11 protein-coding genes are annotated in these 13,027 nt (G+C 50.0%); 2 read left to right on the top strand and 9 right to left on the bottom strand.

Annotation, left to right across the window (positions count from 1 at the left end; genetic code table 11):
• Nucleotides 1–2 precede the first annotated feature (2 nt).
• The 7 genes from ACF8MC_RS17495 to ACF8MC_RS17525 form a co-directional block, all read right to left on the bottom strand.
• On the bottom strand, nucleotides 3–509 hold the full coding sequence (locus ACF8MC_RS17495) for a DapH/DapD/GlmU-related protein (RefSeq protein WP_071998120.1): 507 nt from the start codon (nucleotides 507–509) through the stop codon (nucleotides 3–5).
• Entirely contained in the window at nucleotides 506–1,744 is a 1,239-nt protein-coding gene (locus ACF8MC_RS17500; protein ID WP_039566814.1) for an oligosaccharide flippase family protein, read from the bottom strand. Before ACF8MC_RS17500 ends, ACF8MC_RS17495 begins: the two co-directional genes overlap by 4 nt.
• Nucleotides 1,745–3,985: an N-acetylneuraminate synthase family protein gene (locus ACF8MC_RS17505; protein WP_033637743.1), complete on the bottom strand. Its 2,241-nt coding sequence runs from the start codon at nucleotides 3,983–3,985 to the stop codon at nucleotides 1,745–1,747. It lies immediately after the preceding gene.
• 3 nt (nucleotides 3,986–3,988) lie between these two features.
• A complete protein-coding gene (locus tag ACF8MC_RS17510) occupies nucleotides 3,989–4,678 on the bottom strand; it encodes a cytidylyltransferase domain-containing protein (RefSeq protein ID WP_033637742.1) in 690 nt (229 codons plus the stop codon).
• Nucleotides 4,679–4,766: 88 nt separating this feature from the next.
• On the bottom strand, nucleotides 4,767–6,914 hold the full coding sequence (wzc, locus tag ACF8MC_RS17515; protein ID WP_033637741.1) for a tyrosine-protein kinase Wzc: 2,148 nt from the start codon (nucleotides 6,912–6,914) through the stop codon (nucleotides 4,767–4,769).
• A 12-nt stretch (nucleotides 6,915–6,926) separates the two neighbouring features.
• Complete coding sequence (locus ACF8MC_RS17520; protein WP_033637740.1) at nucleotides 6,927–7,361, bottom strand: protein-tyrosine-phosphatase; 435 nt, start codon at nucleotides 7,359–7,361, stop codon at nucleotides 6,927–6,929.
• A 14-nt stretch (nucleotides 7,362–7,375) separates the two neighbouring features.
• Complete coding sequence (locus tag ACF8MC_RS17525; protein WP_033637739.1) at nucleotides 7,376–8,512, bottom strand: polysaccharide export protein; 1,137 nt, start codon at nucleotides 8,510–8,512, stop codon at nucleotides 7,376–7,378.
• On the opposite strand from ACF8MC_RS17525, the gene ACF8MC_RS17530 reads away from it, so the two are divergent.
• Nucleotides 8,448–8,759 (top strand): hypothetical protein, encoded by a 312-nt coding sequence (locus ACF8MC_RS17530; protein WP_162091248.1) that lies wholly within the window; start codon nucleotides 8,448–8,450, stop codon nucleotides 8,757–8,759. The genes ACF8MC_RS17525 and ACF8MC_RS17530 overlap by 65 nt on opposite strands.
• A 201-nt stretch (nucleotides 8,760–8,960) precedes the next feature.
• On the opposite strand, the gene galU (ACF8MC_RS17535) is transcribed toward ACF8MC_RS17530, so the two are convergent.
• Complete coding sequence (galU, locus tag ACF8MC_RS17535; RefSeq protein WP_128884662.1) at nucleotides 8,961–9,854, bottom strand: UTP--glucose-1-phosphate uridylyltransferase GalU; 894 nt, start codon at nucleotides 9,852–9,854, stop codon at nucleotides 8,961–8,963.
• A gap of 53 nt (nucleotides 9,855–9,907) precedes the next feature.
• Entirely contained in the window at nucleotides 9,908–10,804 is an 897-nt protein-coding gene (gene galU / locus ACF8MC_RS17540; protein ID WP_033638708.1) for a UTP--glucose-1-phosphate uridylyltransferase GalU, read from the bottom strand.
• Nucleotides 10,805–11,413: 609 nt separating this feature from the next.
• Between galU (ACF8MC_RS17540) and ACF8MC_RS17545 the strand changes: the two genes are divergently transcribed.
• A complete protein-coding gene (locus ACF8MC_RS17545) occupies nucleotides 11,414–12,997 on the top strand; it encodes a TerC family protein (RefSeq protein ID WP_033637737.1) in 1,584 nt (527 codons plus the stop codon).
• Nucleotides 12,998–13,027: the final 30 nt, after the last annotated feature.

Here is a 13,027-nt window from a genome sequence, read left to right on the forward strand (position 1 = left end):
GTTCAATGAAATTTGCCTTCAGCCTTAAGCTGCAGATAGTGAGCAACATCGCGTTGCGAAAAGGGTTTCGCTGGATGGCCGCCGGCTATAGCGTAGGGCTCTATATCTTTAACCACCACGCTGCCGGCTTGGATAATGGCCCCTTCCCCAATGGAAACCCCGGGCAGAACAATCACATTGATCCCAAGCCAAACATTATCCCCGATATGCGTATCCTTAATCACATAAGTGTTATCGTAGGGAATCGCATTCCCATGATGATTGTGATTTTCTGTGATCAATACACAACCAAAACCACAGTGGAAATTATCACCGATAGTAACACCGCCCTTTCCAACCACCGTCAAACCATTGGAGTTAAAGTTATCACCAAGTCGGGTTTTATTATTAACGATAGTTAAAAAGTTAATTTTCGGATCTTGACCACATCTTTCAGCCATTCTGATAACTTTTGAACGATAACGCTGCTTACGTAAGTTTCGCAACCATCGTTTAAGACTTGCTATCATCTTTTCCTCTCAATACTGATCTGTCGCTTGCCACAATAAAAAGTCACTGCACACGCATAAAAACTAGAAATTGCATAAACCAGGCAGAAATACTCAACTTTGATTTCTGTCATGGTGATGACAAATATACCAATCAAATGCGTTATCATCGAACCCATGGTAATAATTGAGATTAATTTATTTTTACGATAGTAAAACAGTGAGTGCGTAAAAATATAATAAATCGATAAAAATGCAGTTCCAGGCAAAAGAATGTTGAAGTAATAAATGGCGCGATTGAACTCAGCATTAAACAGATACGGGAAAGCAAATGGCAAAATAAAGAAGTAAATAATGCACGAAACGATAACCAGAGCTGTGTAACCATATTGAATGAGCTCGACCCCTCTAAAATCGTTCGCTTTAAGCTTGCGATAAATGAAAGGTTGGAACGCTTGGTTGATTACGCCGAAAAAGAGCATAACGATAGAGGTTAGCTGAAACGCCAAGCCATAAACCCCGACTACCGCCGTACTCATGTAATGCGCTATGAAGAATCTATCCACCGAGGATTTAATCCAATAACTGCCATGATGTGGCAATAGGGATACCCCGTAGCTAATGATTTCCTTATAACGCTTACGCAACGGTTGGAGCACGCTGCGTTCAACCGCTATTTTTCTGTAAACAAAGAACTCGTAGGCCAGCTGAATGCTGAAAAATGATGCCGCGATCGCTATCAAACGTTGTCCTGGCGTCGACGCTATCATTTCAAAAAGAGCGATAGTGAATAAAACGTTGAATGCGGAAAGCAAAAATTGGCCGATAGCGGCAACTTTATAGGTCTGACTAATGCGCAAATGCGATAAATTGATAAAGTTCAGCGCCTGCGCCAGAGATGCCAAAACAACCAGAAAACCGTCGCTGAAAGAAACAGAGATCTTGGCGACCAGTGTGACAATGTAGAATATAGCCACCAGTAGCGCGCTCGACGCGAAAGCCAAGGCGATGTTATCTCTGCGGAACACCAGGGAGCTCCCTTCCCCCTCCTGCATGTATTTGACCGGCAACAGACCTTGACCACTGAACGAAATGAAAATGATCAAGATCTGAATAACGGACAAATAAAGAGTCAGCGCGCCGTACCCCGACGCGCCTAGGTGTGCTGTCAAATAAGGCAATATGATGAAGCCGATGACCTTGCCGAGAATGTCCCCTACCGACAAGGCCGCAGCCCCCATAATGGCTTTACTCATTTACAGATACTTTTCCAGGAAGTTAAGCGCATGCCAGAACCCTTCCCCTTGGTTTTTGTGCCCCTGCCACACTTCAGGAATAAACTGCGCTCCCGGCGCATGACGCCGCAGATCATCAGCCAGCTCGTCAAAGTTCACATCGCCTTTACCGATCTGTACCCCTTCACCATCCACTCCCAAAGCATCAACAATATGCATATGTGCGGTGTAAGGGCCGACCTTCTGGGTAAATTCATGAAGATCCCATTGGTAGTAATTACAAGCCATCATGGAATGCGACGTGTCATAGCAGATGCGGTAGCCGTATTTCTCACAGAACGCTTTAATCTCGTCCGGATCGACAAACAGGTTATGGTAGCTTTGACCACCAAAGTGCCATGGGAACGGAGGCATCGTCTGGATGATGATTTCAACGCCTTCTTGATTGATTTCACCCAGAGCGGCGCCAATGCGTTCGTACATCGCCTGACGTGATTCTTTTGGCAAGAAACCGGTGGTATTGAAACCGCCTGCATTCACCACGATGACCGGACGCTCAGTTTTCGGGAAATATTGCTTCAACGCGCGAGTCACATCGCAGACACGCTGCAGCTGTTTGATCGAATGAGCAAGATAAACGGGATCATCCGTCGCCAGATCCAAAATATGATCGTTGGCGAACAGCTCGGGGCTATGTACCGCAAAACCGATATTTTCAGCGCCGGAGAAGAATTCTGTCAAATCGAGTTCCATATCCTGATAGCTCAGATGGAACTCGACGAAGTCCAGATTGGATTTATTCTTCAACTTGCCGTAATCGTGGTAGCGCACTGGAATGCCGAACGGACGATTGAAATCATAGTCCTTGGCTTCTATCGCCACATCATTTAGATCCGACTCATAGAAATACCCGCCTTTTTCGTGGTCACGATTGGCTTTCTTACCGACCAATTGCTCCAGATAAAGAGGCTGCAGACCCTGCCCCGGACTCTTCACTTCAACCATCTCGCGAGTGATGATTTCACCTTTTTTCAGATCGCGATTGATAATCAAACTTTTTGCCAGAGTTTCGCGGTTGATCATTTCCCCTTGGGTGATAGTACGTTCGCCGGCGTTGCCCATGGACTCTTCAACTTCGCGGATACGTACGACCATCTCTTTGAACTCAGGGGGTAACAACGACACCTTGTGGTCGTTGCCTTCCATGGATTTGTCGATGGTGAAGTGTTTTTCGATCACTCTTGCGCCCAGCGCGGTCACGGCGATCGGCACTGAAATGCCACGCTCATGGCCAGAATAGCCGACCAAGCAGCCCGTCACCTGCTGCAGACGTTTGATATAGGCCAGGTTGACGTCTTTGAACGGCGTCGGATACGTAGAGTTGCAATGCAGGATCACAAACTCGGCACCTTTCGATTTCAAGAAGTCTACCGAGCTTTTGATTTCTGCTTCGCTGCACATACCGGTAGAACAAATCAGCGGTTTGCCCGTAGCGGCCAACGCGGCCAACATTTCGTGGTTAGTGAAGTCAGCGGAAGCGACCTTATAACCTTCCATGCCGTAGTTTTCCAACACTTCCAGGCTCTTCAGATCCCAAGGAGTACACAGCGGGGTCAGCCCCTTCTCCTTGCAATAATCGAACACTTCAATCAGTTCTTCATTGCTGAGCTGGAATTTTCTCAGCAGATCCAGCGTGTACTGTGCGCCAAGATCGGCGGATTTGTCTTTATCGTTGCCGCCCTTATACAAAGAGCTCAGATCGCGCATTTGGAACTTGACGCAATCGGCGCCCGCGTCAACCGCCAGGTCAACCAGATGCTTAGCCAGCTTAATATCGCCATTATGGTTGTTGCCAATTTCAGCAATAATGTAAGTCGGCGAGGTTTCCGTGATAGTGTGTTTGCCAATCGTCAGGCCTTTTTCGCTTTGCAGCGCAACGGCGACCAAACGACGATAATCATCAACCAGCGGCAGAACGTCAACGCCATTCGAAAACAGCGATTCAATCTCATTGCGTGGCGCATCCACTTTTTTATAGCGGACGTTCTGATTCATCACTTCCGACATTTCGCGGCTCAGATCGAAGTCGCCGTTAGTGATCCAACGACGGAAATCACCGTCTGAGAAAGAGCCGCACAGCTTGCCGTCTTCGGTGACAACAAAAATAATGCGTTTTTTATTCGAGTTGATTTTTTCTAAGGCTTTAATGATTGATTCGGTTTCAAACACTAAAAAGTCAGATATTTTTTTCTGAATTAACATAAATTATCTCCCACTCCAATTTTTCAAAATTACTTCAACAACCGCCCAGTCCAGCATGGTGTCAATTTCAAAGCTTTCCTCTTCCGACATCTTATGCGCTACAACTTTGCCACCAAGACGATTGCCGGTACTGAGGAGAATTTCGCTTTTCGTAACGTAAATTGAACCATTTTCTTTAAGTTTGATATTTTCAGGCTTAATATCTTGCCGACGCGGACGGTTTAAGTAGTCGTAATAGGCTTTCGGATTATCTTCATTTTCCCACAAGAAATGCCAAAACTCACATACGCTCAGCAGTGAATCGGCTTTCTTTTCAATAATCTTTCTGATTGCAGAATCAATCGCATCATCTTTGCGAACAGGAGAAGTAGCCTGCAACAGGACGGTATACTCAGGGTGGTAACTCTCATGTTCAGCCAACCACTCCAGCGTATGCAAAAGCGCGGGCTCAGTCGCAGCGGTATCGTTCGCCAGATGGGCCGGACGCATGAACGGGACTTCCGCGCCATATTCTCTGGCTACGGCAGCGATATCTTCACAATCTGTAGAAACAATAACACGATCAATACTCGAAGAATTTAATGCCTGCTCTATGCTCCAAGCGATTAATGGCTTACCTGCAATTTCTTTAATATTTTTTTTGGGAATACCTTTCGACCCACCCCTTGCCGGAATAATTGCAAGATTACTCATTTATTCTCTCCGAAATTGGATTTTATGCATTACTTTTGAATGAATCAGAAAGCTCCTCATAATGAGGAGCTTTTACATAGAAGGGAGTTTATTTATATTCGTAAGCGTAGTAGCCGTAGGCGCTACCCGATTTATTTTCAACGGCGTTAAGGATAATACCTTTAATTTCCATGCCGTTTTGTTCGAAGCGACGAATACTCACCTCAATCTCTTTCAGCGAGTTCACGCCGTAACGTGCAACCAACAGCGTCGTGCCGACATTGCGCGCCACAATAGCGGCATCCGTTACCGCCAGGATCGGTGGGGTATCGACCAACACGATGTCATACTCTTTGCCCGCCCATTCCAGGAACTCTGTCAGGCGGTTGTGCATCAACAACTCCGATGGGTTCGGAGGAATCTTGCCGCGCGAGATAAAGCTGAGATTCTCGATCGATGTTTGCTTGATCGCTTGCTGCGCCGACGCCTGGCCGGACAACACGTCAGACAACCCCAATCCCAATTCACAGTTCAACAACGAGTGGGCATAACCTTTGCGCATATCGGCGTCAACGACCAAAATGCGCTGACCCGCCTGGGCGATCACCGCCGCCAGGTTAATGCTGACAAACGTTTTACCGATGCTTGGGCTGGCACCGGAAATCATCAGAACGTTATTTTTGGCTTCCAGCGAGGCAAAATGCAGACTGGTACGCAAGCTTCTGACGGCTTCAATCGCCAAGTCCGCCGGGTTGCCCACGGCAAGTAGGGTGTAACTCCTGTTACTGCTGCGCTTGCCGGACAGCATGGTCTCGCGGTCGCTCTTTTGCTGCCATTCGGACAGCGGAATACTCGCGTAAACGTTGATCCCCTGCTGTTCCAACTGTTCCGGACTTTCGATGCCGCGATGCAGCATGGTTTTAAGCAAAACGAAACCGGTGGAGAATAGACCGCCTAGCAACGTGACTATCAAAACGATAATGGTTTTTTGCGGTTTAACCGGACGAGGCTGCGTAACGGCAGGATCCACGATACGTACGTTACCGACTGTGCTTGCCTTGGTGATGCCCAGTTCTTGCTGTTTATTCAGCAACTGCATGTAGATCTCTTGCCCAGCCTGTACATCACGGGTCAAACGCAAGATTTCCTGCTGGGTCTTCGGCATAACGCTAACGCGCTTGTTCAGCTTATCTTTTTCTTGTTGCAACGTGGCGCGTTTTTCCATCAACGCACGATAAGCCGGGTGCTCTTTGGTATAAAGCTTGGAAATTTCCGCCTCTTTGAACGTCAGCTCGTTCAGTTGAGCCTCAACGCCCACAATCGTGTCCAAAACAGACTTCGCTTCAAGGGACAAATCGACAGAATCATTCGCCTGACGGAAACGGTTGAGTTTATCTTCGGCACTATCCAAAGAACTACGAACTTCAGGCAACTGATCTTTCAGGAAGTCCAGACTTTTAGCCGCCTCTTCCGATTTACGTTCGACGTTCTGCAACAGGTAATTTTTGCTGATGCTGTCAAGAATGTTTCGCACCAAGACAGGATCATCCCCGACCAGACTCAACGCCAGCACGCCGGTGTCTTTACCTTTGTCTTCAACCGTCAAAGCATCCAGCAGATTGTTGGTCGCCACCAAACGCGGCAACTTGGCGATTTCAAAGACAGTGCCTGGCTCCGCCGAAATTTCGCTAACCAGCAAAGAAATCCCATGGCCACTCTCCAGCGCGCCAACTTTCCCCTTGATAATCTCGGTGCCGTTGTTGCTCAGCACATATTGCTGGGCATCAATCACGGTCAATTCCAGCTCAACATCGTCAGAGTTGGCAGGCACATTGAGACGGGACAGCGCAATTTTGGCAGGTTCGGTACCCGTCAAACGAGCCCAGCCGCGGCCAAAAATCGGGAAGTACTTCTGCTGCACCACCGTTTCAAGATTCAGATCATCGACAGTCTTACCCGTCACCATGCGTGACTTGATCAGTTCAATCTCCGTGGAAGAACCCGGCTGACTGTTAGGCAGCATTTGAGATAGGTCGTTGACCAACGAGTTCCCGACGTTTTGCTCAACCTGAACCATGGCGTCAGCTTGATATATAGGCGTGGCGAACAGGGAATAAATGATACCGGCAACAGAGAATAACGCTGTAATCCCGATGATGAGCCAGCGGTGATCAATTAAAGTTCCCAGCAAGCGACTTAGATCAATCTCATCATGATTATTGGCTGTTGATAAGCCTGGTTTCGTATTATCAGTCATTGTAATCTCTGGTTAACGATTTAATGCCTGGGCCCATTTTTGGGCTGCATCATCAAGAAGGCGGTAAACAAACTCAAACGCTTCGGCGCTCTTTCTGTAAGGATCGGGAATTTCTTTCTGCCCCAACCAATGGGCGAAAAGCATGGTTTTGCCTCTGACCTCCGGCGCCAAGCGGCAAACAGCATCAATATGCCCTTTCTCCATAACCAGAATTAATGAATATTCCCGGCACATTTCTTTCGTCAACTGCCTGGCTTCATGCCCTTCTAACGACAGCTGATGTTTTTCCGCAATGGAAATAGCGCTCTTATCCGCGGTTTTGCCAACCAAGGCACCGATGCCTGCGGAAGCGATCTCTTTGTCCGGCAGATGCTGCTTCAAGAGACGCTCCCCCGTAGGGGAGCGGCAAATATTACCTACGCAGACAACCAAGATAGAATCAAACATGGCTAGCCTCCCTACTACGGCCAATTACGGATACGCAGTGAGCCTTCCGTGAGATTGTTGAAGCTATCGATGGTTGGTGCCAGCTGAACGATCAGGCGGTTCCAACGCGCGATAGGCGCTGCCGTCACGTAAACAATGTCATACGGTTGCAGATGGAATTCAGCCCCCATCACCAATGCTGTCGCATCGGACATGTTGAGCTGATAAATATTAGCCAGTTTGTCGCCCTGTGTTCCGTGCAGTGGGCGGATAACGAAGACACCGGTCGCATCTGCCGCAGCTTGGCTTATCCCCTGAGAATTGCCCAGCGCTTCCGTCAGCGTCATGCCGCTGCGATCCATTTTTAGCGTCGATGGGGTTTTAACTTCACCCATGACGAACACTTTAAGATCGTCGTTGCGCGGAATATACAGAATATCCCCAGGATAGAGCAGATGGTTCTGAGTCAAATCCCCATTCTGCATCAATTGCTGCAATGAAAGACGCTGTTCTTTGCCGTTGTGGGTCAGGATGATGTTGCGCCAGTCGGCATTCTCCGTCAGCCCGCCGGCGGCGTTGATCGCATCCATCACCGTCAAAGGTACGTTGGTGATAGGCTGCTGCCCGGATTTGGTAACTTCGCCCGTCACGTAAGCTTTTTGCGAGCGGAAAGCGGCGATATTAACGTCAACCTGCGGGCTTTCGATGTACTGAGCCAAACGGGAGGCGATCTGATCGCGAATTTGGGTAACGGTTTTACCCACCACGTTAACCTTACCGATATAAGGATAGAAAATTGTGCCGTCGGAGTGTACCCAGTTGCCTGTGTCGCTGGCGCTGCGGTATTGGCCCGCAGGCGTGGTCAATTCTGGATGGTCCCAAACGGTGACATTAAGGACGTCACCTACCCCGATCCGGTATTCATACGTGCGCAGCGATGCGTCCAACTGCGCATTCGGCTGAGCAACCACCTTTGTCGGACGCATCGAGTCCAACAACTTCGGTGTCATCGGGTAAATGTTAACCATCTTATCGATATCGAAGTCAGCATCTTCTTGTTTTACGACTTCTTTTCCGCTGGTCGATAAATGGGTTCCAGGAAACACGGTGCATCCACTGATTACGCTGATCGATATCAATAGCGATATCACTTTCAATTGTCGTTTTGCCATCAAATTATCATCACTTTCAGGTAAATGTATCTGCAAAGCTACTATGCGCGCCAACCGTGGCAGCGTCTCTGTAACCTTATCAAACTGTCTGTCGCTTGCTGTGCCGTCTCAAAACATAAGCTCTGTTTGCAATTATCAAGAACGTTTATCTGCCGTTGATAAGAGCAAAGCTATTATGAGCGAGGTAAATAAACTGAAATGCCCGGCACCGGTAAAAATCAGTGCGGAGGCAAGTTTAAAGCTTTAATTTTTTAAAAATAACAGCGACTTGTCAGAATCAGACGGCCATACGCATAAAATTCTCTCGCCATAGCAACTTGGCTACTCGCAGTAGAATGTATACTAAAATAAAAATTGGAACAGTGAAATTCCCCAAAATTCAACAACTATTCTAGCTTCTCCCGCCATGATGGCAACGGCCCTCATCGAGAGAAGCGATAAGTTTTACTCAAAGCGACAGCCGTTCAGCCCACTCGCGGAACGCTTTGCCTTGGGTCGGGTGACGCAAGCCATAAGTGACAAAAGCGCGCAGGTAACCCAGTTTTTCGCCGCAGTTGAACGATTCCCCCACCAGCTCTGTCGCCTCTACCGGTTTGCGTTTCAACAATTCTGCTATCGCATCGGTCAGTTGAATGCGCCCCCAGGCTCCCGGTTCCGTGGTCTCCAGCAGCGGCCAAATATCTGCAGACAAGACATAGCGCCCCACCGCCGAGTAGTTGGATTCCAACTTGGTTTCCGGCGCCGGTTTTTCGATAATTGATGTGATACGAGCACTTTCGCCAGGAGCCAGGCTGCTGGTCTCACACTCCACCACGGAATAATCGTGCAGTACGTGTTCGTCTGCCTTTTGCACCAAAACCTGGCTCAGACCGGTCTGCTCAAAGCGCGCAATCATGTGTGGCAGGTTGTCTTTCTTCAAATCGGCTTTCGCGTCATCCAGCAAGATGTCCGGCAACAGCACGACAAACGGAGAATCACCGACCAACGGCTTAGCGCAGAGAACGGCATGCCCCAGTCCTTTCGGCTGCCCTTGGCGAATGTGCATCAGCGTCACGCCTTTTGGCGTTATCGACTGCACCTCATCCAGCAATTGCCGTTTCACGCGCGCCTCCAACATCGCCTCCAGCTCGAATGAGGTATCGAAATGGTTTTCAATGGCGTTCTTGGAAGAATGCGTCACCAGGATGATCTCTTTAATCCCCGCCGCGACGCATTCGTTGACAATGTATTGAATCAACGGCTTATCAACGATTGGCAACATCTCTTTCGGAATCGCTTTGGTCGCCGGCAGCATACGCATGCCCAATCCGGCAACGGGAATAACCGCTTTCAACTTCGTCATGGTAGACCTCATTCAATCTCGTGATCGCTTTCAGCCGCGGTGGCGACAACCTGTTACTTTCCTAACGTCTGCTTCAACCAGCGGCTGAAATTCTCACCTTCCGTACCGTGACGCAGACCATACTGCACAAACGCCTTCATATAGCCAAACTTGTCGCCGCAATCGTGGGACTTGCCGCTCATGTGGAATGCTTCCACCGTTTGCTCATCCATCAACATCGCAATCGCATCGGTCAGTTGAATCTCATCGCCCGCGCCGGGAGGGGTTTTCTCAAGTAACGGCCAAATATCGGCGGCAAGCACATATCGGCCGACGACGGCCAGATTGGAAGGCGCATCCTCGCGGGCCGGCTTCTCAACCACCGCCGTCATCGGCGCGCTTTCTCCTGCCGCGATCGTCGCGCCAGCGCAATCTACCACACCGTATTTGGACACATCTTGTTCCGGCACCGGTTCAACCATGATTTGGCTGTAACCCGTATCACCAAAACGCTGGATCATTTTAGCCAGATTTTCCTTACGCAAATCCGCCGTAGAATCATCCAATAAAACATCGGGCAACAGCACAACGAAAGGAGAATCACCCACCATTGGCTTGGCGCACAGCACCGCATGCCCCAACCCTTTCGCCTGTCCTTGACGCACCTGCATCACGGTAACGTCCGGCGGGCAAATACTTTGCACTTCGCTCAGGAGCTGGCGTTTCACACGCGCTTCGAGCATGGCCTCCAGCTCAAAAGAAGTGTCAAAATGGTTTTCAATCGCGTTTTTCGATGAGTGCGTAACCAATACGATATCTTTAATCCCCGCCGCCACGCATTCAGCAACAATGTACTGGATTAAGGGCTTATCGACCACGGGCAACATTTCTTTAGGAATCGCCTTGGTCGCCGGCAACATACGGGTTCCCAACCCCGCAACGGGGATCACTGCCTTGAGTCTTGTTTGCATTTTCATTCCAATTCATCGTAGCGCTGCATTCACCCGCGCAGCGTGAACAAAGGGATTCAATCGGGCACGCTACCGCCCTTGGCTTGCAGCTACCAAAGTACTGTTATGACGTATCCACCACGTCATTGCATGAGCCAAACAATTTTTATGCAAAACGGCTCTCATTCTTCGTTTGAACTGCCATGCCGTTCACAAAAAAGTAAAAAAACCGGTGCCTTTATAACCAAACAATGCTAGTTACTGCCGTTATATGACTAAGATTCTTATACTAATGTCTAAGTGATACAAGCCTTAGATCCCCCCAGCCAGCCGTTTTCAGAATAAGACTACTCATGCCTGATACCGATAAGAATCATAGTCAAGGAAAATTGTTTTAATGTTTTGATTTAAATAAATTTAATAAGGCGTTTCTTTTCTGAGCGCATACATCCCGGTAGATATTTGCGCCCTCCGGCCCCTGGCTCCGTTGGCCACTCGGCGCCGATCGATGTTTGCGGCAATCCTCCTGTTCTGATCCACGTCCTCCCGATTAAAGTTGAATTTTGCCGCCTCAACGCCCATCATTCCCGAGCGGCATAAGCCGTAGAACTTACAGGTGAAATTGGGCGTATGGAATGGATCGCTGATCCAACAATTTGGGCCGGCCTGGCCACGTTGGTCGTGCTGGAAATCGTGCTGGGTATAGACAACCTTGTCTTCATCGCCATTCTGGCGGACAAACTACCAAAACAACAAAGAGATAAGGCCCGTGTCGTCGGTCTGTTGCTGGCGCTGGTCATGCGTCTGGCGCTGCTCGCCTCCATCTCGTGGCTGGCGACGCTGACCAAACCGATGTTCATCGTCGCGGAGCACCCCTTCAGCGGTCGCGATCTGATCATGCTGGTCGGCGGGATATTCCTGCTGTTCAAAGCCACCATGGAGCTTAATGAGCGGCTGGAAGGCAAGGATGAAGAGCAGCACGGCGCGCGCAAAGGCGCACGTTTCTGGCTGGTGGTGGCGCAGATCGTGGTGCTGGACGCCGTTTTCTCGCTCGACTCGGTGATCACCGCCGTTGGGATGGTCGATCACCTGGCGGTGATGATGATCGCGGTCTGTATCGCCATCGGCCTGATGCTGCTGGCCAGCAAACCGCTGACGCGTTTCGTCAACGCTCACCCGACTATCGTTATTCTATGCCTGAGCTTCCTGCTGATGATCGGTTTCAGCCTGGTGGCGGAGGGCTTCGGCTACCACATTCCGAAAGGCTATCTCTACGCGGCGATCGGCTTCTCGGTAATGATCGAGGCATTGAACCAACTGGCGCAGTTCAACCGCCGGCGTTTCCTGTCAAAGGTGCGGCCACTGCGCGAACGTACCGCCGAGGCGGTACTGCGCATGCTGAGCGGCAAACATGAAGAAGCGGAGGTCGACAGCCATTCCGCCAACCTGCTGGCGGACAGCGACAGCGAAAACGGCGAGATCTTCAACCAGCAAGAGCGGCGCATGATCGAACGCGTGTTGGGCATGGCGCAGCGCACCGTCAGCAGCATCATGACCTCGCGTCACGACGTCGAATACCTTGAGCTGAACGATCCGCAGGAAAAGCTGACGCAGTTGCTGGAGCGTAATCAGCACACGCGCATCGTGGTGGTGGAAAGCAGCGCCAGCGATGAGCCGTTGGGCGTGATCCACACCATCGACGTCCTCAAACAGCAGCTGGCGCAGGCGCCGCTGGATCTGCGTGCGCTGATACGCCAACCGTTGATCTTCCCGGAACAGCTCACGCTGTTAAGCGCCCTGGAACAATTCCGCCAGGCGCAGACGCACTTTGCCTTTGTGGTCGATGAGTTCGGCTCCGTCGAAGGCGTCGTCACCCTGACGGACGTGATGGAAACCATCGCCGGCAACCTGCCGGAGGCCGGCGAAGAGGTGGACGCACGCCACGACATTCAGCAAAACGAGGACGGTAGCTGGATCGCCAACGGCTATATGCCGCTGGAAGATCTGGTGTTGTACCTGCCGATGCCGCTGGAAGAAAAGCGCGAATACCACACGCTGGCGGGGCTATTGATGGAACACAGCCAGCGCGTGCCGCAAGAAGGCGAACAAATCAGGATCGGTGACTACCTGTTCGAGCCGTTGGAGGTCAACAGCCACCGCATTCTGAAAGTGAAGATCACCCCGCCTCCTCCAGCTGAGGACTACGAGGTTTAACATTGAGGCCGGGCATTGCCCGGCCTTTGT

The organism is Serratia sp. LACPHL-BACT-2024-00286, from assembly GCF_043109535.1.
Lineage (GTDB): Bacteria > Pseudomonadota > Gammaproteobacteria > Enterobacterales > Enterobacteriaceae > Serratia > Serratia sarumanii.